We start from the raw sequence: 26,719 nt of genomic DNA, 5'->3' as shown, positions 1-26,719 counted from the left end.
CTTTTCATCAAAAAGTTATATGCACTATCCTATTAAAACTCTTAGCTAAGGGTGTTTTAATTAGGAAAAGTAAAAAACGAGCGTTTCCGCTCGTTTTTTATCCGACAAGACGTTCAATTTTCTTTTTCTTCCATACAAATTGATAATAGCTGTACTGCAGGATTAAGCTGACCACAAACGCCGCTGGATATCCAATCCAAATTCCTTTAATCGCAAGAGATGTAAACTGCGATAACACGTAGGCTACGGGCACTTCTACACACCAAATAGCCATAATGCTAAATACCGTAGGCCAAAGCACCGTACCGCTTGCTCGCATCGTGGCGGTAATAATTTGCGCATGACCGAAAATCAAATAGCTCCAAAGTGTTATCACTAACAGCTCTTCGGCAATATGGAGCGTGTGCTGACTTGTTAAAAACAGAGCTAAAATTTGATTGGAAAAGAGATAAATAAGTAAAATCAATACGCTGCCAATAACATAATTCAGCATAATTCCAGAGCGAATAACTTCTTTTAAACGCTCAAATTTATTGGCGCCAATCGACTGCGCCGCAAAAATAGAAACCGCAATTCCTAAGCTGATTGCCGGCATTTGTACATAGCTTGCCACTTGGTTCACCGCTCCGTACGCTGCTGTAGCGTCTGAGCCAAATCCGTTTACAAACGTAATAACCGCAATTTCAGAAAGAGAAACTAAAATCATATTGATACTAGCTGGAATCCCTAAACGCATAAGCAGCTTTAAAAGCGTTCCGTCCATTTTTAATGAAATAGATGAGTCAAACTTTAACGGATGATTTTTCTTGCGCAAATAAACAATCATAATAATGAACGTTAATACGGTTGAAAACACTGTTGCGTACGCAGCGCCGTACACTCCAAGCTTTGGCACTCCGATCCATCCAAAAATTAAAATTGGAAGGAAAATGATGTTTAAGACCGTACTCACAACTAAAAAATAAAAAGGCGTTTTAGAGTCTCCGGTTCCGCGCATAAACGTCGTATAAACAAAGTATAAAAACAAAACAGGAATCGCCACAAACAAAATGCGCGCATAGTGAACCGTTACGTCAATAATATTAGCCGGCGTTCCCATGATCCGAAGAATATCCGGAGCAAATATGCTTCCCAAAACAGCAAGCACAATCCCTACTAAAAACGTAAACGTGAGCGTGGTACCGATAATTTCTTTGACTCGCTTTTCATTTTGTGCCCCGTACGCTTGCCCGATTAAAATGGAACTTCCTGAACCAATTCCAATCGAAAACGACACGAGCAGAAAAAACAGAGGAAAAAAAGCGGAAATAGCGGCTAACGCATCAACTCCAAGCGCTCTTCCGACAATAATACTCCCCGCCAGCTGCCCAACTGACTGCATAGCATTACTTAACATGAGCGGAATCAAAAACACAAGCATCAGCTTACTGACGGATTCTTCTGATTCCACTACTTCACTTTTCACATCTTGATTCTTCACACCTATTTCTCCTTTGTATCAGCTTTCAGCGAATGATAGCCTTTTTCGCCGTAAGGCTGCAGCTTCTCTAACCATTTCGCTTCCAGTTTCAGCAAATCCTTTTTTGAAAGTGCTTTTTCTTCTTCTCTTTTAATCGTTTCCAGCATCTCAATTGAAAAAGCATCCGCCCCGTACGTATTCCACTCGTTTTGAAGCTCTTTATTTTGATGAGTGTTCGTCTTTAACGTGAACTTTACGCCGTTTAACGTTTTGATGTTAGGCGTAGAGCCAATGTAAATCTTATCGTTGTGAAGGTTTTTAATTTGATACACGCCGCCTTCTGTTTTTACTTCTTTCGCTAGCTGCTTCATTTGTTTTTTATAGTCTTTTGAGTCCATACTCATCCCTGTCTCTCCTTTTCTCCAGTAGCTGCTTCCGTCTGCGCTGCGCTCTAAAAAACCGTACTCAATTAAATAGCGTCGCAGCACGGCGTAGTCGTCATAAAAAGGTGTTAACCTATCATTTACTTCTTTTTCGGTATACGTGCTACCAAAATCAAAATGCCTGCTTAATTCTTCAAGAACAACAAGACGGTGTTTTTCTTGCAAGTGAAAAGTACGAAGAGGTCCGTTTAAACCTTGCGGAAAATTCTTCGCTAAAATTTTTTCACGTTCTTCATCGCTGGCGCTGTAGCGCTGACTTCTTCTAGGCGCCGTATTTGTTACGGGTACCGTCTTCTCTTCTTCCCCGTCGTTTAACAGTTCCATCAGCGTTAAAAACACTTTTGCCTGACGCTCTTTTTTCTTTAACGTAAAGCGGTGGTTCCGAATGGTGGATGAACTGCCAATTCCCATTTCTTTTTGAATATCACTATCGCTTTTTCCTTCCTTAAAAAACTTCACTAAATTTTTTTGATGATCAGACAGACCCGTTACATCTTTATCTAGCTCTATTAAATGATGGAATACAGATCCGTGCTCCTGTTCAACATGAAGCTTCATATAACGTTTTGCTTCATAAAAAACACCTTCTACTGGATAAATAATGCCTTTTTCAATGCTTTCACCGCACAGTAAGCAGTGGTAGTGATCTTCGCTTTCCCCGTATCCTTTCTTCATATCTTTAAAAGATGATTCCCAAAACAAATCATTCAACATATAAATAGACACCTTTCTGTTTTGTTTATTAATTTATAAACAAATATATTATATGTTTATTGTTATGTCAATCATACGTTTATGATACATAAAAAAACAGCAGTGCTCACTGCTGTTTTTTGTTCCATTCACTTAAATATGGAAAATCCTTAGATACAACGGGCTCATCATCCAAAAGCGTAATTAATTCCAAGCGGTTGCCGTCAGGGTCATTAAAATACACGCAAGCTGCCGGCATCCACGTATGAACAATCGGCTCTGTCTGCGGCTTTCCAAACGACGTTTCTTCGGGTTCAATGCCTTTTGAACGCAGCCACGTTAACGCTTCATGAATATCCGCTGCTTCAATTCCAAAAGCAAAATGACTCCTTTTCAACTCTTTTTCGTCTGTTTCCCAAAGCCCAAGCATCTGCTTTTGTTCACCAACAAAGAAAAAAGCACAGCGCCTCTCTTCAATTCGATGAACAAACGTCAGCCCAAGACGTTTATAAAACTCAATCGAATCCTCCAAACTCCGCACCTGTACATGCGTCTCATAAATACTCTTAATCATAGCCTTCCCTCCATCCTTTTCTACTACTATAAGCCATTTCACACAAAACAGCTTCCTAACAAAGAATGAAAAACATTCAGCCTTAAGAATGAGAAACCCTCAACAGGAACATACAGCTTTGAAATTCAGAAGAGCACTAAGGTTTTGATCTTGACTTTGACTAAGGTTTTGAGGCCACCCCGCAAGGGGTGCCTCAAAACCTTAGGTCTAGAAAAACCCCATGGCTGCACTTTAGCCATGGGGTTTTTCTACATCGATAAATTAAGCGTGTGCTTTTGCGAGGCCGATACAGATACCGCCTGAAATAATCAGTACACTCGCAAGAGATACATAGAATAATTGACGCTTTGTTTTCTTTTCTCCCAAGAAGACAATACCGCCAAAAATTGAAATAACGATACCCATTTGCGATAATGAAAAGCTTGTTGCTACGCCTAGTCTTGATTGAGATAAGAATAAGAACATGTTTCCAGATGCCCAGATTAGACCTGGTAAGATATTACGAATCGTATATTTGTTAAATGGCTTATGTTTGTATGTAATGATTAAACCGCCAATTAACATACCGATTGCTTGCGGGAATAAAGCTGCCCATGCGTCTACGTTGAAGATACGTGCGATAACTACGTAAACTAAGAATCCAAGACTTGAAATGATAAGAGTGATAACTCCTTTTTTCGTTTGTCCTGGAGCCCCTTGTGCCCCTTCTTTTTTACCATCTAATGAAGAAAGCACAACGCCTGCTAGTATTAAAAGAATCGCAATAGATCCAAGTACAATCGTTTGAAGCGTTGACCATTCTTTAAATACAATAACACCAAAAAGAGCTGTTGATACTAATTGCATACCCGTTGAAATCGGCATTGACTTTGAAACCCCAAGGTATGGAACACTTTTAAACTGATTGCTTTGACCTACTGACCAGAACAAACCTGAAATAATTCCGACAATAACGAGCGTTGGCGTTAACACCGGCTGCACAATCATAAACTGAACAAATGAAAGAATCAAAGCTCCAATAATTGTTCCCAGCGTTTGACTGTAAGGTCCACCGCCCATCTTCATACTAACTAAAATCATGCTTCCCCACGCAACGGAAGGAAGAACACCTAGCAAAATATCCATCTTTCTCTTAACCTACTTTCCTATTTCTAATCTATGTACGTAGTACGTAATAACTTACTGCTTTTCTTTCACCAAGGGCTACGCGCTCGCTTATTCCCCCTTGAATATTCCCCCAAAGGTTCACCTAAGCGGTTGCTGCCTACCCCGCAAGGGGGCAGCAACCGCTTAGGTCTAGAAAATTTAATAGGATTGCTCTTTTATCCTATTAAATTTTCTACATCGATAAATATATAACGTTTTCATAAATGGTGGTAAAACTGCTATTTCTTACTGCTCGTATTATACTAACACGAACATTTATTATTTAGCTATAAATTTTTTTGATTATTTTTTAAAAACAGAAAAAAATTTTTTCTTCTTGCTCCGCAGCTCGCTTCCCCCTCTTATGTGATCTGCAATCAGCAGAAACTAGCGCCTCTGCTGATTGAAAATAAGAAGAGATAAAGCCTTTTCATTTTAGTTAGCTACAGGCTTACAAAATTGCTCTACTACTTCTTTGGCTGGAATTGAACTGATCGCACCTTTTCCAGTTGTCGTTAAGGCACCGCTTGCATTTGCAAAGCGCAAAATAGCATCATGGTCGCGGTCAAGAATAGCCGTCAAGTTTTCTTGTGACACATCGCGGCTTAATAGCTGATAAAGGAATCCGCCAATAAACGCATCTCCTGCACCTGTTGTATCAACAACCGCTACTTTGTAACCGTTTGATTCATAGACAGCTTGTTTTGTATAAAGCATTGCGCCTTCTGCACCTTTTGTGAACACAACTACTTGAACGTCACCTGTAAATAGAGACTGAATCGCTTGCTGTTCATCTTCAATGCCTGTGATAAACGATAGCTCGTCGTCTGAAATTTTGACAATGTGCGCTTGTGGAATAAATTCTAAAATCGTTTGACGGCATAGCTCATGGTCTTTCCACAGCGGAAGACGTACATTTGGATCAAAGCTGATAACTCCGCCTTTTTCTTTCATGCTTTTAATCGCTTTCATATGAGCGTATTTCATAGGGCTTTCAACTAAATCAACCGAACAGAAGTGAAGAACATCGTTGCTTGCAAACCAATCAGGGTTAATTTCGTCTTCTGTTAGTAATAAATCTGCTGAAGGATTACGATAGAAGCTGAAATCTCTTTCTCCGTCTTCACGCAGGGAAACAAAAGCTAAAGCTGTGTTTGCTTCTTCTGTACGATAGACCATATCAGTCCCTACTCCTACTTCACGAAGCGTATCTACTAGAAAGTCTCCAAACGCATCTTCTCCAACTTTTGTAATAAGTGATGACTCATTACCGTATGTAGCAACAACTGCCGCAACGTTTGCCGGCGCTCCGCCTGGCACACGCGTAAACGATTCCACTTCTTTTAATTGAAGACCTTTTTGAGCTGGAATCATATCAATTAATACTTCACCGATACTAAATAACTTACCCATTCTATTCACCTTACTTTTCTTTTTTGTCATATTGTCATACTATGTTCCAAAAAATCCTTAAATCAAATTATACGTCCCAACCATCTTTTTCGTAAAGAGAAATTTCCAATTTATTTTTAAAAAATCGCAAATTATAGTTTTTTTCTGACAATCTTTTATAGGTCAACCCCCTTCCATCCCTTGTCAAACCTAGGAATGAGATGACCTTCTTACACAAAGATCACAGAATAAAAAAAGCTAATTTCCAGTTTAAACTGTTTTTCTATTCACTTTTCGTTCGACATCTCTTTCCTTATTCCCTGTTTATTCGCCGTAAATATGCAAATAATGATAAAAATTCGTGTTTTTACCCCTATTCAAGAAGGAATAGCTTAAAATGTGTCGAATAGACTTAGGTAGGTATATGACATTATGTATGTTACACTAAATACAAGGCAAAGAAGGGAGAATCAGTCATGAAAATCAATGTTTTTCTAGACGACTATCGCAAATGCCCTGACGGTCATGTTTTGGCCGAAACGATTGATGAATGTATTGATCTGCTAAAATCATTCGACGTTGAACATTTGTCACTCGATCACGATTTACTGAGCAAGACACGGAATGGATTAATGCTCGTGCGTTTTATGGTAAAGCATCATTTATATGCCGATCGAATTACGATTCACTCCGCTAATCATTCAGGCAGCAAAGCAATGTACAACTGCTTTAAGGAAGCTCAAAAAGAGCATAAAATGCCAAACAACATTAAAATTCTAAGATGCCCTCTGCCTCTTCGATGATACCTGCACCCTCACACATTCATTTCAACAGAATCTGTCCGATTCAACTTTCACAGACTTCCTGTTTTTATAAAATGAAGAACGATACTGCTTGTTCGATACGTATAGATGTGAATACGCTTTAAGCAGTTTATATTATATATAGAAGAAACCGCTCTAAAATACCGGGATGATAGCTTTAAAAAGCAGACTATATGGTATAAAGAGCGGTTTTTTTGCTATTTAGACAGTTTAGCAGAATCCAAGTCAGCTGAGAGAGCAGCCGGCTGTTTTGCGTTTTCTTTCAGCTGCCTAGCGTTCACGAACCAGTAAATGCTTCCTACAAACAATCCTCCCCCTACGATGTTTCCGAGCGTAACAGGAATCAAATTATGAAATAGTCCAGCGGCCGAAATCGCATCAGGATGCGGAAGTAATAAAGCTAGCCCAAGAAACGTCATATTTGCCACGCTGTGCTCGTATCCTGATGCAACAAATGCAAAAAGCATCCAAAAAATTAGCATGATCTTTGCCGCATCGCTTTTAGTGCGCGCAGCCGTCCAAATTGCCAGGCAAACAAGCCAGTTGCAAAGAATGCCGCGAAAAAACAATTCACTGACCGGCAAATTCATTTTTTTAGTTGCCAGCATCATAAGTAAATGGTTCGGTTCAATTCCTTTAAACAAACCGGTGCCGGTAATTAACAAACAAAGCCCAAATGCACCTATCGCATTTCCGATAAAACACCACGTCCAGTTTTTAAACGTATCTTTCCATGTGGTGACTCCTGATAGCGTACTGACTGTATAAATCATATGATTCCCCGTAAACAATTCAGCTCCTGCAAATACGACAAGCAGGAGAGCAACAGCAAAAGATAACCCCATCACAAGAGAAACGACCGGTAAAGAAGCAGAAGCTAAAGGCGCTCCTACCGATAGAGCTAATATAACACCAAGTCCTACGTAAGCACCCGCTAGCACAGCTAACAGCAAATAACTCGGCAAATGCTCATTCACAAGCTTCGTTTTTTCGCGGGCTAACTCATTCATTGACTGCAATGAATTCTTAAGCAAAAGTGTTTCCTCCTTTTATTCAGCTTAGACGCATACTTTTTCTTCTGTTTTTTCCAAAAACCAAGAAAGGGCAGAAGCTTGCTTCACCACTTCACCAATCACAATCATCGCGGGATTACTCACTTGCTGTTCAGCAGCCGTTTCTACAATAGTGCCAAGCGTGCCTGTAACCGTGCGCTGATAAACCGACGTGCCTTGTTCAATAAGAGCGACCGGCGTATCCGCGCTTTTTCCGGCGTCTAAAAGCTGTCGGCAAATATACGGTAAGTTTTTAACGCCCATATAAATCGCAAGCGTATCAACTCCTTTTGCTAAATGCTCCCAGCGAATACTTTCCGGCTTGCCGCTCAAACAGTGTCCCGTCACAACGGCAAACGAACGGCTCAGCTCACGATGCGTCACAGGAATTCCAGCATAAGCAGGTGCCGCAATTCCCGCTGTAATACCCGGAACGATTTCAAATGGAATTCTATGCTGAGCGAGCACTTCTGCTTCTTCACCGCCTCTTCCGAAAATAAACGGATCTCCTCCTTTTAACCGGACGACGGTGTTTCCTTTTCTTGCGTAGAATACAAGCAAATCATGAATATCCTCTTGAGAAACGCAGTGATCACCAGGCTTTTTCCCGCAGTAGACGAGTTCGGCTCCTTCTTTTGCATACTGAAGAAGAACAGGGTTCACTAATCGGTCATATAAAATAACATCTGCTTTTTCTAAACATTTGGCTGCTTTTATCGTTAGTAAATCTGGATCTCCTGGTCCGGCTCCTACAATGTACACTTTTCCTGTTCTCATTTTTGCTTCGCTCCTTTTAATGTGTCCCCTTGAATTTTTGTGGCGCGTTGAAAATCAACGCGCCACGGTACTTATTCTTCAATTAAAAGATACAGTAAATCTCCTTCAACAGACGCTTCGTACGTGTCTACACATCCGCTGTCAGGCTCTTGCACGTTGCCGTCATGCAAGCAAATTTTCCAGTCGTGCATCGGACAGAACACCGAGTCGCCGCTCACGATTCCTTCACTTAACACCCCGCCTTTATGCGGACAGCGATTTTCAATTGCTCGTATTTTTCCGCTTGATAGCTTAAACACCGCAATTTCTTTTCCGTTTACTTTCACTGTTTTACCTAGGCTTACCGGAAAATCATGAATCGACCCTATGCATACTTTTGTAATGTTTTTATTCACCATCTTTATTTCCCCCCAGCTTTATGATGTGACAACTGTTTCGAACAGCTCTTTTTTCGTCTTTTTGCTTTCGACGATTTCTTTCCAAGGATCACGGTACGTAGATAACGCTTCGTCCATACGCATATTCAGCTCTCTTCTCGTCTCAGCGTCATCAAGCACGGACTGAATGTGCGAAAGTCCCATGCGCTCAATCCATGCAGACGTACGCTCTAAGTAATTAGCCGTTTCTCGGTAATACTGCAAATAAGCTCCTGTGATGTCCATCAATTCTTCGTCTGTTTTTACTTTATACAATAAATCTCCGCCGCGAAGATGGGTACCTCCATTTCCGCCCACGTAAATTTCCCAGCCGCCGTCAATTCCAATAAAGCCAATATCTTTAATACCTGACTCAGCACAGCTTCTCGGACAAGCAGATACAGCCATTTTCACTTTATGAGGCGTCCATAATCCTTCAAATTTTTTCTCAAGCGCAATTCCAACGCCCATTGAATCCTGCGTGCCAAAACGGCAAAACTGTTCGCCGACGCATGTTTTCACCGTCCGCAGCGACTTGCCGTACGCATAGCCAGAAGGCATATCTAACTCTTCCCATACGCTAGGCAAATCTTCTTTTTTAACACCAAACAAATCAAGACGCTGACCACCCGTCACTTTTACGAGCGGAATCTCATATTTATCAACAACATCTGCAATTTTTCGTAAATCTTCTGCATTTGTGACGCCTCCGTACATGCGAGGAACAACAGAATACGTGCCGTCTTTTTGAATATTTGCGTGCATGCGTTCATTCACAAATCGTGATTCGCGTTCATCAACGTATCCGGTTGGATTCACCATACCTAAATAATAATTTAGCGCCGGACGGCATTTCGAACAGCCTTCTTCATTATTCCAGCCAAGTACATTCATAACTTCACGCGTATGCGAAAGGCCTTTTGCTTTAATTTCTTCGACAACTTCATCTCGTGACAGAGTCGTACAGCCGCAAATCGCTTCTTTTTGAACCGCCGCGTCAAAGTCAGCGCCAAGAGTATGCTGAAGCACTTCCGCTACAAGCGGTTTACATCCTCCGCAGGAGCGAGAGGCACTTGTACAAGCTTTGATTTCATCAACCGATGAGCATCCTTGTTTTTGGATAGCTTCGACAATCGTACCTTTTGTTACGCCGTTACAGCCGCAAATAATATCATCGGCGCTCATACTTGCTACTAAGCTTTCACCCGCGTTACCGCCAGATGGCTGTAAAATCGACACTTTTGCGACATCGGATACATCTTCTTGCTTTTGAATCATTGAAAACAGTCGATTTCCGTCGCTGCTGTCTCCAAAAAGAACGGCTCCTACGATTTGATTCCCTCTCAGAACAAGCTTTTTATAAATGCCGTCTTGTTCATCGAACACTTTGATCGCTTTTTTCTCTTCATCTTCCATGAAGTCTCCTGCGGAGAACACTTCAACACCTGATACCTTTAGCTGTGTTGATAAAACCGATCCTTCATAAGGCACTTTTTCTGCCCCGCAAATCGCTTTTGCTAATGCTTTTCCTTGTTCATACAGAGGTGCCACCAGTCCGTATACCATTCCTCTATGCTCTGCACATTCTCCAACCGCGTAGATGTTTGGAATATCCGTTTGCATATAGTCATTTACAACAATTCCTCGATTTACGTTAAGTCCCGCTTCTTTTGCAAGCTGAACATTTGGCTTAATTCCAACTGCCATCACGACTAAATCAGCTTCTAAAAACGTCCCGTCTTTAAAAGATAATCCTTCAACTCGCTCATCCCCGACGATTTCCGCCGTTTGTTTTTCAAGCAAAAACTTCATGCCTTGTTTTTCTAATTCGTTTTGAAGCAATTTGCCGGCTGTCGGATCAAGCTGACGTTCCATTAAATACGGAGCTAAATGAATCACAGATACGTCCATTCCCAAATTTAATAGTCCGCGCGCTGCTTCTAATCCAAGCAGTCCGCCTCCAATAACCGCTGCTTTTTTATACTGCTGAGATGCCTGCACCATTTCATCCGTGTCTTTTATATCTCGAAAAGCCGTAACTCCTTTTTTATCTGATCCCGGAATCGGAAGAATAAAAGGAAGAGAGCCCGTTGCTAAAATTAATTCATCATACGATTCCACTCTGCCGCTGTCTGTAGCTACTTCTTTTTTTATCGAATCGATACTAGTAACCGTTTCGCCCGTATATAATGTAATATTGTTTTCTTGATACCAGTTCCAATCGTTTAACGTAATGTCTTCAACATTCGTATCTCCTTGCAGCACTTTTGATAGTAAAATACGATTATAGTTCGGATGCGGCTCGCTTCCGAAAATCGTAATCTCAAACGCTTCGTTTGAAACCTTCAATACTTCTTCAACCGCTCGAACTCCAGCCATTCCATTTCCAATCAATACGAGTTTCTTTTTTTGCACGTTCCATTCCTCCCCTGACGTCTATACCTGCTTGTTTCAAAGATATATTTTCTATGCATCTTTAAAGATATACTTAAGATATACGAATTTTCTGAATCGTTCAACTTATGTGTCAGGTTATCTAACACGCTTATGGTATGTATGCGATTCCATTGCTTTAGCAGCAAGCAAAAAAAATAAGTGGTCTAATTATGTTTTAATTTATCATCCTTTGCATTTTATTTTGTGATGTTTTTCACAACATTAATGTAGCAAAAAGAAATAACCTGGGCTATGATAAAAATCACTCCTATTAAAAATGATCACTGATTTCATAGTTTTGTTCTAAAAGCTATAAAAAGACAAGCCCTATTCCGCATTTAATAGGGCTTGTCTTTTTATTCTCCTGTAAACCAATTCACAACATACTCTCCCCACACTTCATTTCCTTTTTTCGTTAAACTGCCGCTGTCTTTATTTATATACTCCCCTAAATGAAACGGCCAAATGAGCGAGTGATTCATATAATATACCCAGTTTGCTTCAGAGACTCCCCTGATCGCTTCTACCCCTTCTTCATAGGACTCGGTTTGTGAAATATATGGCTGTGACGGCTGAATCATAAGGGTTTTTTTCAAGTCTTTGAGCTGATGAATGAGCTTGTCTGTATTTTCAAGCGTCTCATCTAGCGTAAGATGCTGATAATCATTTTTAAGAGGTGCTTCAAACAGAATAATGTTTGGCTGAAGTTGATCAATTTGATCGGCAATATGTGAAGATAAAAGCTCATCAGTTGTCCTGTTACCGTATGAAAGTGTTTTAACCGTAAATACATCACTTCCATATGTAGCTGCTAGCTCTTTTTTTAACTGCTGAGGCCACCCTGTTTCCTTTGCGGATGTGGCAATTACAAGAGTCAGAGGTTTTTTATTTGCGATAGATGACTCAATTTGCTTTGTGATAAAGTCTGGAAGATTTTTTGTGTAAGCAGATACATCAGAAAACTGTCTTTCTTTATGTACAACAGCAGTTTTTACTTCACTTGCCTGCGCTTCCGTTTGCTCCTGCCAGTGCTGCGTCCCCGCATACATCACCGCCCCGCACAAAACAGCCGCCGCCACATTTACCCCAACCATCGCCTTCATTCAATCTCCCCTTTACCCGTTTTAAAAAACCAACTATATTCTCTCCACCAAACTTACATTCAATAGAATAAACAAATGGATAATAAGAAAATACTTCACTGAATGTACCCTAGAAGGTTCACATCGATATAAAGATAATTATAGATTAGTAGAATTTGGAATGGGGGACCTTTCGTACGTAAAATCTCTACAAATACACGTATACTTCGCATATTTCCTAGCGAAACGTGAAGTTTCCGGGGAAATTACGTCACGTTTCTTAAAAAGAAAACATAATGTACGTTCATTCGCACATGTGATCTTCCCCTTGTACAGTAGAGGTACCGGCGGAATACAGCAAAAACGCGTTTTTGAAAAAGGAATGCTGCATGCAAAAAAGCTCGTTTGATCAAATCGCTTCATCTTTTCATCCATTAATTGTGTCGATGATTAAAAAATTTCATATTTACAAAGACTACGACGAATATTATCAAATTGCGTTGATTGGTTTATGGAGAGCGTATCAAAAATTTGACGAAAGCAAAGGATCTTTTTCTGCTTATGCTTACACAACCGTGCGCGGTACCATTCTTTCACATTTAAAAGGAACTATTTTATACGAGGAACGCGAAACACCCGCTGAGCAGAACCTGCTTTCACTAAACGAAGATCCTGCTCTTCCCGTCCCGCTAGAAGCTGAAATCATCGAGCAGCATATCGAACATTTAACAGGAAGAGAAAAAATCTATGTACTCGAACATTTGCTAGAAGGCTACTCCTATAAAGATATCGCCTACAAATACCAAGTATCCACGGGAGCCGTTAAAAACTGGGGAAAGACAGCTCGCAGGAAGCTAAAGGCCTCGCTCCTTAAAGAGTAAGAAAAGGAGGAAGCTTATCATAAGCTTCCTCCTTCAGTACATATAAGAAGTCCTGTGCAAGCGATTGTACATATGTAGGACAAGTTCGTTTAATAAATCGAACGCATTACACTAAAAAAAGCGGACTTTCTAAACAATAATTGCGAATAACAGCCGCTCTGGCCAGCTTTTTTTCTAGACTATAATAAGAAAGCTTCACTGGGATGAACGTTCCGTCTTTGAAGTGAATCAGCATAGAGGCTGGATTAACTGTAGCAAGCGTATGTGAAGTATGAACATGAGAGGCAAAAATCCAGGCGCAGCTATAGTCGTTGGGCGAAGATGTCGGAAATGCAATGATGGCTTGTGAACGACTAATGACAAGAGGCGTAAGCTGTTTGTATGGAAACATTTTTCGAACGGCGGCAATGGAGCCGTTAAACGTACTTAATTCTCGAATGCACGCTTCTTCTAATAATTGCTTACATGTCTTGCTTAGCATGTATTCTCCTGCTTCATCTAGCACCTTTGTGCGGTGAATAGGATCGTTCACTGGAATCAGTGCTTTTGTCGTCAAACCAATTTGATAATTTTTATCATTTGTCATACATCTACCCCCTTTTGCTACTTTATAACCATTCTATACTATCGAAACGGGGAAAATCTAGTCTTTTTTTCTCATTATTTGAAATATTTTGAATTTATTTTATGTCGAAAGAAAAAAGCGCTCAAACCAGCGCTTTTTCCCTTAGATGAAAATATCTAAAATAAGAACCATCGCAAATGCTAACACGATCGCTAAAGCCAGCCATCTATCTCTAAAAACGAAACTTTACGTCCCAAGAACTCACAAATTATAGTATGATTTGGGTATATGCGTACAAAATTATCAAAAATAAAGAGAGAAAGAGAGAAAGAGACGAGATTTCCTCGTGTCGAATGCTAGAGGTGAAGCAGATTATGTTAAGAAATCAAGGGTCTCGTTCGTCTCATCACCCTTCTTATGAGATGATTCGAGATAAAATTTTAAATGGTGAGCTTGAAGGCGGTACAAAAATCGTCGAAGAAAAATTAGCAAGCGAGCTTGGATTCAGCCGAACGCCGATTCGTGATTCCATCAGACGCTTAGAATATGAAGGGCTGATTGTTCGAAAAAAAGTGGTGTCCCCTACGGAAAAAGACCTGCGTAACTTGTTTGAAGTGCGAATGCTGCTAGAAGGCTCTGCTTCTAAAGCTGCGGCAACTTTTCTGTCTGACGGAGAATTAGAAGAATTAAAGGAATGCGTAGACATCGGAAGAAACGGCTCGTTTGAAGAAATTATGAGCGCGAATGAACGTTTCCACGCCCTTATTGTGAACGCAAGCAACAATGACGTGATGATTAATATCATCGACCGGATGCAGTCAATCATTTACTTATTCCGTCATACCGTGGTGTTTTACAACCGCCCGTTTTTAATTGACGAACATGAAGACATTTATAACGCCATAAAAGAACGCAATGCTGAAAAAGCACAAGCGTTAATGCAGGAACATCTTCAAAAAGACTTAGAGTTTTGCCTGCATTTGCTTCAGCGAAGAAAATAAAAAAGCTGCCAACCGGCAGCTTTTTTTATACGTACATCTTTTCTTTTACAGAAATATCAGCTAATTGTCCGCTGCTGTTTTTGAACACTACGTGTTTTTTTGAAAACTTCGTCGGGGAATCAATACCGGCTGCTGCTGCTAAATTAAACAATCCTTCACGAAGCGACAGCACGTAGTTGCACACACGGTACGATTTTTCTTCAATAATAAGCGCTTTTTGCAGCTTTGGATCTGTTGTGGCTACACCGACTGGGCACCTATTGTTGTGGCAAACCTCCGCTTGAATACAGCCAACAGAAAACATAAAGCCTCTGGCAATATTGACGCAGTCAGCACCCAGCGATAAAGCCGTTGCAACTTTGTCAGCCGTTAACAGCTTGCCCGATGCAAACAGCTTCACTTCATCACGAACGCCATATTTTCTAAGCAGTTCATCCACAAAAGGCAGTCCTGAAAACAAAGGTACGCCGGCTCCGTCCGCTAATTCTTGAAACGATGCACCTGTTCCGCCTTCTGCTCCGTCGATTGTAATAAAATCAGGTCCACTTCCCGTCTCTTTCATATACGCTGCCATTTCTTCAAGATCATTTGTGTTTCCGACGACCATTTTAATGCCTACTGGCTTGCCGCCTATATCTCGAAGCTTTTCGATAAACTTAAACATTTCAGGATATGACGCAAACTCTTTAAAACGGTTTGGACTGTCTACCGATTCTCCTGGCTTCAAGTTGCGGATTTCGGCGATTTCTTCCGTTACTTTTGAACCGTCCACGTGACCGCCTCGCGTTTTAGCTCCTTGAGCGAGCTTAATTTCAAACGCTTTGATTTGCTTCATTTCACTTTTCTTTTTAAATTCTTCCCATGAAAATTCGCCTTCTTTTGTCCGAACGCCAAAAAGCCCTGGACCAATTTGAAAAATAATATCGACGTTTCCTTTTAAATGATACGGTGACATTCCGCCTTCTCCCGTGTTCATCCACGTGCCGCCTGCTCGTCCTAATCCTAGTGATAAAGCCGTAATCGCGTGGTCACCAAGCGCTCCAAAGCTCATTCCGGATTGACCAATTAATCCTTTTACAACAAACGGCTTTTTGCATGAAGGACCTATAACAACCGCATCTTCATCCCGCAAATAAAACGGATCCGCTTCTTTTTCTTCTCGGTGCTCTCTTCGGCTGAATAAGTTATCGGCGTCCATTTTATATACTTTTGTTTTAATTTTTTGCGTATTATCCGCTTTCATTTCATCGCGCTGCTTTGGAAACACCGCGTTTCGAATGTAATAGCCCGGTTCGCTAAAATCACGCTCTGAGCCAAACCCCATCATTCGGTTCAAGTAATTACCTGACTTAACGGTTTGTTCATATTGATTTCTAGAAAACGGCTTGCCTTCGTTATTATTTAAAAATAAATACTGACGCAGTTCAGGCCCCATTTTCTCGAAAATATAGCGCATTTTCCCAAGCAGCGGATAATTTCTAAGTACCGAATGCTCTTCTTGTTTTTCATCTTTCAGCCAAAGAATGATAGCGATGATAACCGGCACTACAATCACAAGCATCATTACCGCGCCAAAAATAAGTAAAATGATTTCAAACACTCCCATGATATCCCTCCTAAAAAGACTCTCCTGTAAGGAGAGTCACTGCTTAAAGCATTCTGCTTAGTCCTTTACGAAGCGGCGGCATTTCGAGCTCATGTTCTTTGAAGAACTTTTTCATAATATGCTTCGAATAATTGGCTGCTTGTCCGAATGAAATTTTGCCTGGAAGCGGCGGTTCATCCGCGACAACGACGTCGATTACAACAGGGATATTCGCAAGCGCTGCTTTTTCAAAAGCTGTTTCCAGCTCTTCATACTTTTCAACTCGGTAACCAATCCCTCCGCACGATTCAGCAAACTTCGCAAAGTTCATTTCACCAAGCTGCGTTTGATAATCCAAGTGACCTTGAAGCGCTTGTTCATATTTAATCATCCCGATTTCACTGTTGTTCAGCACCACTACAACAATCGGCAGCTTATACTTCACAGCCGTTACAAAATCTTGCATGACCATCGTAAAGCCTCCGTCACCGCACACGGCTACCGATTGTTTTTCAGGATGGGCAAGCTTTCCTGCAATGGCTGCCGGAAGTCCGCAGCCCATCGTTGCCAGCCAGCTGGAGACTACAAATTTTTGATTCGTCATGCGGAAATGTCTCGCCATCCATACCGTCACGTTCCCTACATCAACAGATACAATCGCGTCATCATCAACGATTTTTTGAAGCTTAGGAATGACTTGCTGAGGCTTGATTGGCGTGCTCACTTCATTTTCTTCTTTTTCTACGTGTTTCCACCAGTTTTCCATATTAACTTGACACTCTTCTAAAAAACGGCGGTTTTCTTGATAATCTAAATTATGCGTAAGCTGTGACAGCGTGGTTTTAGAGTCTCCGACTAAGCCGATTGATACAGGATAGCGCCTGCCAATTTGTGTGGCATCCGAGTCCAGTTGTATTGCTTCGACTCCATCTGGTAAAAACTCACGGTATGGATACGAAGTCCCAATCATAATTAACAAATCGGTTTCTTCCATTGCTTCATACGCAGGCTTCGTCCCAAGCTGCCCGAGCTGCCCTAGGTTATAAGGATGATGATCAGGCAGTATTCCTTTAGCGGGAAGCGTAAAAATAACCGGAGCCGCAATTTTCTCCGCAAACTGGGCTAATTCAAGCTTTGCGTGCTTTGCACCTGTTCCTGCTAAAATAACCGGTTTTTTTGCATATTTAATCGCCAACAGCGCTTTAGCTACATCTTCTGGGTCGCTGTGAGAAATCGATTTTGATACATTGGCAATTGGCGTTTTTTCATCAATTTTAATCGTTGAAGACGGAATATCATCGGGAATGACTAATACGGCGACGCCTTTTTTCGCGTAAGCCGTTCGAATCGCTTGCTGCAGCAGATGCGGAAACGATTCAGGCGAGTCCACTCGGTGATTAAATACCGATACATCGTCAAAAACACGTTCTAAGTTCACTTCTTGAAACGATTCGTTGCCAAGCTTTGCACGAGGCACCTGTCCGGCTAGCACTAACACCGGTGCTCCGTCTGCTTTGGCATCATACAAACCATTTAACAAATGAATCGCACCCGGCCCCCCAATTGACAGACATACGCCGATTTTGCCTGTAATTTTAGCGTAAGAAGATGCCGCAAGTGCACCTACTTCCTCGTGACGGACTTGAATAAATTCAATTTCGTCTTTTTCACTGCGCAAGTTGTCCATAAAATGATTGATTGAATCTCCCGGCATACCGAAAATGTGATCGATATTCCATTCTTTTAACACGGACATAGCTGCTTTTCCAGCTGTAGTTTTTATCATATTCAGCCTTCCTTTCTTTAACTTTGTTTCTATTCCATACCACAATGAGAGAAAGATAAAACAAGGGACTTTCCCGTTTTTATGGAAAAGTCCCTTGTTTTTAGCTAAATAATTTAAATAAACTAAACTTTTTCATCGGCTCAGGCTCTAACTGGTGGACCGGACGACCGTCGATAATGGCCTCTGCATTTTCAATAAAAAAATAAAGTTCTGACGCACCGTACATATCGGAAATGTAATCATACGCTTTTGAAAGTGAATAGTCGTGGTAATTGCGGGCATGAACGCCAGAGGCAATCACGTGGGCTAAGCGGTATTTAATCAACGTAAACGCTGCTTTTCTTTCTTTTTTTCCGTTTAAACCGAGAATACTAGCGGCGCTTAGCTGGACGAGTACGCCTTTTTTAACAAGCTCATACAAACGCTCAGGGTGATCTCGGAACATCGGATGACATTCTGGTGAACGCAGAATAGGCACAACGCCTTTTGTAAGAAGATCATACAGTATCTTTTCAAAATAAGGTGAGACATCAGATTCAGGCAGTGAAAGAAACAAATATTTATCGGTGTGATTAAGCGTAAGAAGCTGATTTCGCTCATAGTTTCGCAGAAGCTGAGGCGATAAAGGGACAAGCTGACCTGGTAATACTTGAAGAGGAATATATGAATTCGTGAGCAATTCATTGGCTGCATTTACGTAGAGAAATAAATGGTGTTTCATAAACTCTTGATCGCTATCATAAAGCGGTGTGGCGACCACGGACTGAACGCCTTGATCTGCTAAGGAGCGTGCCATCTTCAAAAAGCCGTCTACTTCCTCAGGTCCGCTATCGATATTAGGCAATATGTACGTATGAATATCAATCACTTTATTTCCCTCCCTGCGTTTTGTATAGCTCTATTCTACGACGATTTTAAATGTGAAACTATGTATTCTTCTCGACATTTACCACCACGAACCCCGTAAAACCGCGTACTTTCCTGTTACCTACTTAACTAACAATATTTTACTATCACCCTCTATAAAAACGCAAACAAATTTTGTAAAATAAATCCAAATAATAATGAAAAAAGAAGGACCTGAAATAGATCTTTATATGCAAATATCCTGTTTATTGTGCAAGAGGTTAGCAATGAACATTCTTAAAAAATTAGATTTTCCAAATGTAGTAGCGACAGCAATAACGATGTGGCCACTTTCTGTATCATGGATAACGGCACCGTTACGGCTTTCTCCTACATAGATTCTCCACCCGTTTGTTTGCTCAAATAGCTCAACATTAAAACTGAAGCAATCAATAAGATTTTGCTCGTAGACCTTTATACGAATGGCACCATCAAAAGACATCATGACTTCTTTACGTATTTTCTTCTTTTTGGAGAGGAGCGTTTTACTTTGCTGTATAAGATCCTTATTAATCCGAATTTGCTTAATACCATCAAAACTAATCCAGAACCTCTTTTTTATTACTTAAACCATCTTGAAGAATGTGAGCCTTATCTTAAAAATCTTGAAAGGACATTCCAAGAGGGATTTTATAAACGTACTCGGTATAATCCTTGTGTCGCTTTTTACGCTGGATAATAATCTCTTGCTTCTTTCCATTCGATTTATTAAACAACCCACAGTTGGAACAGATTTGTTTAATTTTTTCATGATCATTTGTGCGAACTGGGTCATTCTTTTTTAGAGTTGTAAAAATTAAAACTCCACCCATTGCTACTGAAGAAACTATTTCAAACATCAACACACCCTTTTCCTTAATATCCTTTAGGATATTTCACCGAAAACAGCAGGTTATTTTGATAGAGTTAACTTTGATATAACGCCGTTTTTCAATTCTTTGAATATAAAATATAGGGAAATGAAATGGGTGCTTAGAAGGGAAGATAAAGAGAATGAACTATACTTGTTTTTAGGAAATTTCTAATGAGTATAGTAAAGGGTATTAAGTACAGAATGTCTGATATGCCTGAATTCGCGAAAAAAATTTACTGCTAGTTGTAAAGGTTTTGCATACGAGCAGTGAAAAGTGGGCATGACTACGGGTATAAAGTTAGCAGAAAGGAATGAAAGTTATGCCCAAGCATCGTAGCAAGTTGGGAAAATGGATCGATAAAGAGGGAAGATCACAGGAGTGGTTAATTGAGCATTCTAAGGTGTCCAGAAATACCATTAGTGAAATTTGTGCTGGAAAAAGAAACCCTTCATTCCCCACTATACAAAAAATTATGAAGACAATTAAGAAAGTTGATAAGAAAGCTAAAACAGAAGATTTTTTCGATATATAAACAACTCTCCAGACGTGAGGAGTTGTTTATATATCAAAAATGAAATTCCCCCCAGAATTTTGGGCCTTTACTACATTTTTTACTTATAATTTATAATATAGGGATAAAAAATATAAGCCCCCTTTATTTTTAAGATTTACAAACTGTAAAAGGGACTTATACTATGGCTTCTCTCTTATCAAATACTCAACAAAAGAATATATAGAAAAAGGGGAAACAAACGTGAAAAAAAAGAAAGATTTAGAGGCTTTAATTATAACTATTGGTGAAAGTAACTATCCGAACGAGGAGCTAATAAAGGGTATTAAGAGCCTTAAACCTGTTAAATTAAAGCAGGTTATAGAACATGTTAGTACTGTAGGTTATCTGACTGAAGATCAAGAACAAGTACTTCACAATGTCTTTCAATAAAAAAATATAACAAGCCTTCTAACTTATAAAGCTAGAAGGCTTGTTATATTTCTTTATAATTTTTTGTTTTTTTCCCCTAAATAATTCGATGGTATAACACCTAATGAAATAATCATAAATCAGCCAGAGATAGAGATATAGTTTTTTTCCAAGGGAGGGCACCTACTAAAGCCAATTGAAGAGATCTTAAAGATAAAATCTATAGTTCACCTAAATAAACATCGTCAATGTAGAATGTATTACCTGCTGTAAGTTCGGATAAATTAAAATCTAGAATTATGTGTGTGGCCCATGACGGTTTACGGACTTTAGGAGAGCTTCGGACATTTACCCAATTATTAACATTGGACAAATCTAATACTGAGGATGAAAGTGGAGAAGAAGAGTATTTTATGAAAGGAACACCATCTTTATTATTTTCAACAATAGCCCACTTCATATCTACATATACCTTCCCAGCCCCAATGTTCGCATTAGCTTTTTTATAATAAAATGAACTTGAGTATCTGACATCATTGTTTGAAGTAGGCACAGCTAAACCTATTTTAGCTATTTGACCACCAAAAGTAAGTTTTTTTACTTCCAAGGATTGCGTAGAACTTTGAGAATCTTCAGCACTAATACCCAGAGACAAATTGGTAGCTTTATTTCTGTTTACAATTGGGGAACTATCAGCGGAAATAAACCAGTTATCTACTAAAGAACCATTATTAAATGAGCCGTCTGCTAACAAGTTATTTTGCAAAGACAAAAAAGCAAAATTTTCGGAATTATCATAACTAAACCAGTTTTTCATTGTAATGTATCCATTTCCACTGGCAAATATGCCTGTAGTAGGCTTTATGTTAAACATAAATACTCCATCAAATAAAGCTCCTCCACCTATACTACGATCTGATTGAGCTTGAATATTAATTACATTTGGATAGGATGGTGTGTTCCCTAATAACATTAGCTTTCCCCCACGCATGACAAGGGTTGTTCCATTTCCTTCTAATGTAAATAGTGGGGTTGTAAATGAATTTCCATCCCCCTCTATATGACAATCTGTTAAAAACACTTGAATACCAGAAATTTCGAAGAATTTAATAGAAGGATAGTCAAATGAGCACTGTGAAAAATGAAAAGCACCTTGTGGGTTTTCTCCTTTAACTAACACATCAGAATTAGAAAATTCACAACAAGAGAAACTAATTCGTTCTCCTGTATTCCTTACATACGCTGGGGCATGGATAGCACATGAAGCTTTAGAAAAAGATGATCCCAAAAAACTAATAAGATATGCATTATTTGAAAACACCACGTCTCGTTCAAAATGAGTTATATTTACACAAATAAACTTACATTCAGATGGACCAACGCTACCTACTCCATCAAATTCAATACCAATTGTACCGCTCAGGCCGCGAGGACTCTTTGTATCTCCTTGCAAAGAAAATGAAGAAAAGTATGCACAGGATTGGTCCACAGTAGGGAGACTATTTTGAGATTTTGTACCTACAACACGCAATGCTGGACCACCCACAATATTTGAAGCATTAAGAATGGCTCCTCCTCCTGATACTTGCACATATGAAACGTCTAATTGCACCAAAGAATTTATTCTAGCCTTCATTCCATTTAATTTAATTGTTCCCCGTTTACCTGTTGCTACAATTTTATTATTAGCCGCTTGTAATGCAGCAGATATATCCCAATTAGACATACTATCTGTTTTATTTGGGATTAAATCTTGGAATTCCATAATACTAACTTCTCCAGTAGATGCAAGAACTAGTTTATCCAAAAGAATTTTTTGCTCTGCAATATCTAAACCTACATTTTTAATAGTTTTATTTAAACTGTCAATAAAATTCTGACCATATGGAGTGTTCCTATCAAATGATGGGTACGGAAAGTTTGACAATTAGCCCACTTCCTTCTCTTAATAAAAGTTTTATTATTATATGTTGTGGATCTATGTCGCGCTTGGACATTTCTATAAATAATTAAATACATAGAGTATGTCATATAAAACAAAGAACCCCCTATCTATTCGAGTAGGAGATTTTTAAATATTTTTTCACAACACACTTTGTACATTCACTTAGAGATTTGTTGCTCTAGTAATCGCAAAGGCCAACTATGAAAAAAATTACTAGTATTTCTAAAATTTTACGGAATATGTGGTGCGATTCAAGTTATTAATAAAATTGGAAGTTTATATGAAAAAGAAATTAGTAAATGAAATTTTTTGGTTAAGGGCTCTCGCATGTTTAGCAGTAGTAACTATTCATTCTATTCAAAAAGGGATTGATTACTACTTTACAGGTAAAAATACACCTATGGTCTATTTTCTGCATTTGTTTTATGCGGCTTCATTATTTGGAACACCGTCATTTGTTTTCATCTCAGAATTTTTACTAGCTAAAGCATATCCTTATAGTCTACCTCAGAGCTTCTTTAAGAAGAGAGTAAAGTTTTTACTGACACCTTTTGTTTTCATGGGAATTGTTTATGCTTTCTTTGAACTCGGCACATCTATTACATTAAAATCTTTTTTAGTTGAGGCATTAAAAAATACCTTAATTGGTGATTATGTAGCCTGGTTTATTTTATTGATTTTGCAATTCTATTTGCTTCATACGTTTGCGCCAAAGTACTTAAGCAAAATGTCTCCAAAAGTGGTACTACCTATTTCATTAGTTACAAATGTTCTTTATTTATCCTTCTTTAAGTTTGTAAACCCTATTCAAGCTATACCTTTTCATAACTATATATGGGATAGAGGTTACTGGTTATTATTTATTGGATGGATCTTTTATTTTGCTCTAGGTTATTATGTTGGTAAAGATTTTGAATCATTTAAATTATGGTTACAAAAGAACGGAAAGTTAATTTTACTTTTTGCTGCAATTGCTTACTGTATGGTCGTAGGACTAAAATTAACTGGCATACTTCCAGACTCAACTTCAAAAAGACCAGATATACCAATTTATACAACTGCAATCATCTGTCTAATTTTTCATTTATCTGGAAAGCTTAACTCTACTCCGAGATTAATTATATTAATAAGTAATTACTCTTTTAACATTTACTTATTGCATATGATATTCTTGTACACTATTAAACCATTACCACATATGAATATGATTACATACACTCTATTTCTATTTGTATTAAGTATCACATGCTCAATGGTCTTAGCAACTGTAATTAATAAATTATCATTTGGTAAGTACCTTGTAGGAAATATATTAACTATAGGGAAAAAGCAAAAAGATAATGTCACTATTAAACCTGAAAAAGCAGTATAAATCCAATAAAAAAGCTATCCTTTCATGGAAAGGTTAGCCTTTTTATTGGAGGGTTTCTTTTTATTATGAATTACTTGTTTCATACCACCAGTTGTTTTTCATTAAAAGTTGTTTGACTTTTACAAGATTAAGTCCTGCTGCTGTAATTTCAGCTGTGGGATTGCCCTGGGCATATAAATTTAATTCAGCATTAATTCCTTCTGTTTTTAGAAAAGAACGGAAGTTAGTCTCCATTTCTTTATTTAACCCACCTGTAACAAGTTTAACAGGTAGAGGTTCAACATCTTTCATTTGGAGAAATCCTCCTGGAACAGCCCATGTTGCATACGTATATCCATAAACGGAAAATACCGTGCCATTTTTAATTGCACGAAAATTTTTAGATATATTAGCATACTTGTACACACCAATGTCTTTTTTGGCTTTTACTTGTACAGCGTAACGATCACCTAAGCTTGTTACCTTCGGTAAATCTTCTGCTCTTGATTTCTCAAGGTCTTCAATTAGCCCATCTACTTTTCCAAGTGTAGATTCACCTGCAATCCCATCTACACCAAGTCCATTTTTCTTTTGAAAAGCTTTTACTGCAGAAAATGTTTCATCTCCATAGTTGCCGTCATCCTTATATTTAGGAAGCTCATATCCTATTTTCATTAACTTTTGCTGTAGCTCTTTTACTCCCAGGCCGCTATCTCCTTTATGGTAGGAAGCAGGGGGATTTGCATCATCAGTTAAAACTACACCAGAATCAATACTTTTAAAAAATGTTATGTCCATTTCATTCACATCTACGTTACCACGAATACCATTAATTCTACCCTCATCTGTAAACTGAAACATTGCCCATTGATTCCAAACTTTTGATTCATCAGGATTATCAAATCCCATTGGCCGCTTAGATCCTGCTGCATAGCGGGCTACCCCTAACGGATATTTAGCTATCGCACTTGTAAAGTTACTTCAAAAACCATAACCATTGTAAAGAATAGGGCAATTGCAGTTTTCTTTTGAATATATCCTAACCAAGCTAGCGCAAATGCTTTAACCTTTGTTTTCCTCTAAATCTAAACAGTGGGGAAGATCCGCTTTCATTTTCCCTAGTTGACTTAGAAAAAAAGCAACCTCTTTTTTATAGTCATTTGTACAATGAGAATAGCATTAAAATCCTACACGTAAACCTACACTTTTAGTACCCAGATAGTTTTTATATGCACCTGCATCTACATAGCTTTTTCCTTCAGTTAGCTTAATATATACTCCTTTAACTCCTGAAGCAGCTATCTTCTTCCAATCTTGAATTAAATTGTGGTGAGATACATCAATCGCCTTAATATTTTCTTTGCTTCGATTTTGCATCTTACTTCATCCTCTCAATAATTAAATTTGTATATATAAAAAACCCACTAAAGATTAGTGGCTTAAATCAGCTTTGTTTTTTTCTGTTTTATTGTTGATTTGTAATGATGTTATAGGTTCACTTGTAGGAGCTATAGGAGGGATAGAATCTAAAGGATTTAATTCTATTTCTCCTCCTTTAATAGCTTCTCTTCGTCCTTCTGAACGTGTAATTTTCGCATTAATTTCAGAACCTACCTGTTTTAACATTTTACTTGGTATCCATTTTTCATATCTAGTTCGCACAAAATTGGCTATCATACTCATCCAGCTGTGATAAATAAAATCCACTTATCTCTACACCTGCTACTACAATAGGAATGCCTGAGATTACATCAATTAGGCGACCAATTAACGGTAACACAAACATAATGGTTGCCCTAAAAATGCCACTTATGCCATAGTCACTAGAATAAGAACTATCTTTTAATGCAACACCAATAGCCCTGAACCAATCTAAAGCCACAACAGCAAGTAGTAATAACGCTACATACATATTTACTTTTTCACTATATAGAATACTCATTACTCCGCTTATAGCTCCTCCTACAACCCCGGCCATACCTAAAGCAGGATTTGCGAGGTTTTTCAATTCATATATTTCTGGTGCAAATCTCATTTTGTTTTTCACTCCTTTAATGTATAATAAAAACCTTTTTATAAAAGTTTACATTTATATTTTCAGTTATGGACTAGCATAAAAATCACATCCTTTCCAATAAAAAAAGAGAACTGGTATCAGTTCTCTCTAATGTAAAATGTATATGTTATGTTGGTTTGTAAACTTTTTCAAGCCATCTAAATAAGCTATAGCCTATCCCTGTTCCAAGAGTATTTAAAATTACATCGTCAATATCTGTCCATCGGTTAGGCATCCACAACTGGATAATCTCAATGACAATAGAAAAAGCCATTCCAACAAAAACGCTCTTTGCCATTCGATTTACATTCTTAAATTTAATTGGCAATAAAAAACCAAAAGGAATAAATAAAATTATGTTACCAATATTGTTTACTATAAATTTACCTAGGGAATGATTAGATAATAAATCTTTTATAGTATGAAAGGGAATAACATTAATCCCTCCTGATCCTATTCCAATATCTAGTGAAGCATCCGGTAACATAGTCAAATCAGCAATAAATAAGATTGATCCTAAAAATAGGATATTAATTAGTGTTGTTTTAAACATTTATGTATCTCCTATATCTT

General features: G+C 38.7%; 27 protein-coding genes. 6 read left to right on the top strand and 21 right to left on the bottom strand.

The window, feature by feature from the left end:
* Positions 1-97: 97 nt before the first annotated feature.
* The 5 genes from Q5794_RS06160 to Q5794_RS06140 all read right to left on the bottom strand — a co-directional run bounded on the left by Q5794_RS06160 (position 98) and on the right by Q5794_RS06140 (position 5,728).
* Positions 98-1,420 carry an MATE family efflux transporter gene (locus tag Q5794_RS06160; RefSeq protein ID WP_240717448.1) on the bottom strand — a complete coding sequence of 441 codons (1,323 nt, stop codon included), beginning with the start codon at positions 1,418-1,420 and terminating at the stop codon, positions 98-100.
* A 62-nt stretch (positions 1,421-1,482) separates the two neighbouring features.
* Positions 1,483-2,616 (bottom strand): DUF2087 domain-containing protein, encoded by a 1,134-nt coding sequence (locus Q5794_RS06155; RefSeq protein ID WP_374988880.1) that lies wholly within the window; start codon positions 2,614-2,616, stop codon positions 1,483-1,485.
* 106 nt (positions 2,617-2,722) lie between these two features.
* Complete coding sequence (locus Q5794_RS06150; protein ID WP_251442261.1) at positions 2,723-3,169, bottom strand: VOC family protein; 447 nt, start codon at positions 3,167-3,169, stop codon at positions 2,723-2,725.
* Between the two features lie 261 nt (positions 3,170-3,430).
* A complete protein-coding gene (locus Q5794_RS06145) occupies positions 3,431-4,294 on the bottom strand; it encodes a GRP family sugar transporter (protein WP_374988879.1) in 864 nt (287 codons plus the stop codon).
* 456 nt (positions 4,295-4,750) lie between these two features.
* Positions 4,751-5,728 carry a carbohydrate kinase gene (locus Q5794_RS06140; protein ID WP_374988878.1) on the bottom strand — a complete coding sequence of 326 codons (978 nt, stop codon included), beginning with the start codon at positions 5,726-5,728 and terminating at the stop codon, positions 4,751-4,753.
* Between the two features lie 455 nt (positions 5,729-6,183).
* On the opposite strand from Q5794_RS06140, the gene Q5794_RS06135 reads away from it, so the two are divergent.
* Positions 6,184-6,510 carry a cyclic-phosphate processing receiver domain-containing protein gene (locus tag Q5794_RS06135; RefSeq protein ID WP_063670890.1) on the top strand — a complete coding sequence of 109 codons (327 nt, stop codon included), beginning with the start codon at positions 6,184-6,186 and terminating at the stop codon, positions 6,508-6,510.
* 218 nt (positions 6,511-6,728) lie between these two features.
* Here Q5794_RS06135 and Q5794_RS06130 read toward each other — a convergent pair whose 3' ends face one another.
* The 5 genes from Q5794_RS06130 to Q5794_RS06110 all read right to left on the bottom strand — a co-directional run bounded on the left by Q5794_RS06130 (position 6,729) and on the right by Q5794_RS06110 (position 12,315).
* The gene (locus tag Q5794_RS06130; protein WP_374988877.1) at positions 6,729-7,565 is read right to left on the bottom strand and encodes a formate/nitrite transporter family protein; all 837 of its coding nucleotides are present in this window, start codon (positions 7,563-7,565) and stop codon (positions 6,729-6,731) included.
* A gap of 24 nt (positions 7,566-7,589) precedes the next feature.
* Positions 7,590-8,360 carry a uroporphyrinogen-III C-methyltransferase gene (gene cobA, locus Q5794_RS06125; RefSeq protein ID WP_057274502.1) on the bottom strand — a complete coding sequence of 257 codons (771 nt, stop codon included), beginning with the start codon at positions 8,358-8,360 and terminating at the stop codon, positions 7,590-7,592.
* Positions 8,361-8,431: 71 nt separating this feature from the next.
* The gene (gene nirD / locus Q5794_RS06120; RefSeq protein WP_025749523.1) at positions 8,432-8,758 is read right to left on the bottom strand and encodes a nitrite reductase small subunit NirD; all 327 of its coding nucleotides are present in this window, start codon (positions 8,756-8,758) and stop codon (positions 8,432-8,434) included.
* A gap of 18 nt (positions 8,759-8,776) precedes the next feature.
* Positions 8,777-11,191 carry a nitrite reductase large subunit NirB gene (gene nirB / locus Q5794_RS06115; protein WP_374988876.1) on the bottom strand — a complete coding sequence of 805 codons (2,415 nt, stop codon included), beginning with the start codon at positions 11,189-11,191 and terminating at the stop codon, positions 8,777-8,779.
* Positions 11,192-11,568: 377 nt separating this feature from the next.
* The gene (locus tag Q5794_RS06110) at positions 11,569-12,315 is read right to left on the bottom strand and encodes an SGNH/GDSL hydrolase family protein (RefSeq protein WP_063670882.1); all 747 of its coding nucleotides are present in this window, start codon (positions 12,313-12,315) and stop codon (positions 11,569-11,571) included.
* A gap of 368 nt (positions 12,316-12,683) precedes the next feature.
* Here Q5794_RS06110 and Q5794_RS06105 point away from each other — a divergent pair, with 368 nt between their 5' ends.
* Positions 12,684-13,175, top strand: a complete 492-nt coding sequence (locus tag Q5794_RS06105) for a sigma-70 family RNA polymerase sigma factor (protein ID WP_268587849.1) — start codon at positions 12,684-12,686, stop codon at positions 13,173-13,175.
* Between the two features lie 106 nt (positions 13,176-13,281).
* On the opposite strand, the gene Q5794_RS06100 is transcribed toward Q5794_RS06105, so the two are convergent.
* Entirely contained in the window at positions 13,282-13,761 is a 480-nt protein-coding gene (locus Q5794_RS06100) for a competence protein ComK (RefSeq protein WP_374988875.1), read from the bottom strand.
* A gap of 353 nt (positions 13,762-14,114) precedes the next feature.
* On the opposite strand from Q5794_RS06100, the gene Q5794_RS06095 reads away from it, so the two are divergent.
* Positions 14,115-14,741, top strand: a complete 627-nt coding sequence (locus Q5794_RS06095) for a GntR family transcriptional regulator (protein ID WP_374988874.1) — start codon at positions 14,115-14,117, stop codon at positions 14,739-14,741.
* A 25-nt stretch (positions 14,742-14,766) separates the two neighbouring features.
* On the opposite strand, the gene Q5794_RS06090 is transcribed toward Q5794_RS06095, so the two are convergent.
* The 4 genes from Q5794_RS06090 to Q5794_RS06075 all read right to left on the bottom strand — a co-directional run bounded on the left by Q5794_RS06090 (position 14,767) and on the right by Q5794_RS06075 (position 19,857).
* Entirely contained in the window at positions 14,767-16,347 is a 1,581-nt protein-coding gene (locus Q5794_RS06090; RefSeq protein ID WP_374988873.1) for an FMN-binding glutamate synthase family protein, read from the bottom strand.
* 43 nt (positions 16,348-16,390) lie between these two features.
* Positions 16,391-18,112 carry a pyruvate oxidase gene (locus Q5794_RS06085; RefSeq protein WP_374988872.1) on the bottom strand — a complete coding sequence of 574 codons (1,722 nt, stop codon included), beginning with the start codon at positions 18,110-18,112 and terminating at the stop codon, positions 16,391-16,393.
* Positions 18,113-18,212: 100 nt separating this feature from the next.
* Positions 18,213-18,980: a tyrosine-protein phosphatase gene (locus Q5794_RS06080; RefSeq protein ID WP_374988871.1), complete on the bottom strand. Its 768-nt coding sequence runs from the start codon at positions 18,978-18,980 to the stop codon at positions 18,213-18,215.
* Between the two features lie 634 nt (positions 18,981-19,614).
* Complete coding sequence (locus tag Q5794_RS06075; RefSeq protein WP_374988870.1) at positions 19,615-19,857, bottom strand: hypothetical protein; 243 nt, start codon at positions 19,855-19,857, stop codon at positions 19,615-19,617.
* Between the two features lie 334 nt (positions 19,858-20,191).
* On the opposite strand from Q5794_RS06075, the gene Q5794_RS06070 reads away from it, so the two are divergent.
* On the top strand, positions 20,192-20,404 hold the full coding sequence (locus Q5794_RS06070; protein WP_098598508.1) for a helix-turn-helix transcriptional regulator: 213 nt from the start codon (positions 20,192-20,194) through the stop codon (positions 20,402-20,404).
* Positions 20,405-20,626: 222 nt separating this feature from the next.
* Positions 20,627-20,815, top strand: coding sequence for a hypothetical protein (locus Q5794_RS06065; RefSeq protein WP_374988869.1), 189 nt, complete (start codon positions 20,627-20,629; stop codon positions 20,813-20,815).
* A 199-nt stretch (positions 20,816-21,014) separates the two neighbouring features.
* Here the strand turns inward: Q5794_RS06065 and Q5794_RS06060 are convergent, their stop codons facing one another.
* Entirely contained in the window at positions 21,015-22,721 is a 1,707-nt protein-coding gene (locus Q5794_RS06060; protein WP_374988868.1) for a hypothetical protein, read from the bottom strand.
* 298 nt (positions 22,722-23,019) lie between these two features.
* Between Q5794_RS06060 and Q5794_RS06055 the strand changes: the two genes are divergently transcribed.
* The gene (locus Q5794_RS06055) at positions 23,020-24,111 is read left to right on the top strand and encodes an acyltransferase family protein (protein WP_374988867.1); all 1,092 of its coding nucleotides are present in this window, start codon (positions 23,020-23,022) and stop codon (positions 24,109-24,111) included.
* Positions 24,112-24,174: 63 nt separating this feature from the next.
* Here Q5794_RS06055 and Q5794_RS06050 read toward each other — a convergent pair whose 3' ends face one another.
* From Q5794_RS06050 to Q5794_RS06030, 5 genes are all read right to left on the bottom strand, one after another.
* Entirely contained in the window at positions 24,175-24,999 is an 825-nt protein-coding gene (locus tag Q5794_RS06050; protein WP_374988866.1) for a peptidoglycan-binding protein, read from the bottom strand.
* A 270-nt stretch (positions 25,000-25,269) separates the two neighbouring features.
* Positions 25,270-25,467 (bottom strand): GH25 family lysozyme, encoded by a 198-nt coding sequence (locus Q5794_RS06045; protein ID WP_374988865.1) that lies wholly within the window; start codon positions 25,465-25,467, stop codon positions 25,270-25,272.
* 54 nt (positions 25,468-25,521) lie between these two features.
* Positions 25,522-25,716 carry a hypothetical protein gene (locus Q5794_RS06040; protein WP_374988864.1) on the bottom strand — a complete coding sequence of 65 codons (195 nt, stop codon included), beginning with the start codon at positions 25,714-25,716 and terminating at the stop codon, positions 25,522-25,524.
* 25 nt (positions 25,717-25,741) lie between these two features.
* Entirely contained in the window at positions 25,742-26,125 is a 384-nt protein-coding gene (locus Q5794_RS06035) for a phage holin family protein (RefSeq protein WP_374988863.1), read from the bottom strand.
* Between the two features lie 148 nt (positions 26,126-26,273).
* Positions 26,274-26,699 carry a VanZ family protein gene (locus Q5794_RS06030; RefSeq protein ID WP_098598514.1) on the bottom strand — a complete coding sequence of 142 codons (426 nt, stop codon included), beginning with the start codon at positions 26,697-26,699 and terminating at the stop codon, positions 26,274-26,276.
* Positions 26,700-26,719: the final 20 nt, after the last annotated feature.

This window comes from Priestia megaterium, from assembly GCF_041941685.1.
In the GTDB taxonomy this organism is placed as follows: domain Bacteria; phylum Bacillota; class Bacilli; order Bacillales; family Bacillaceae_H; genus Priestia; species Priestia megaterium_C.
The sequence above is the reverse complement of the archived record's forward strand: the minus strand, read 5'-3'. Positions and strand labels throughout refer to the sequence as shown.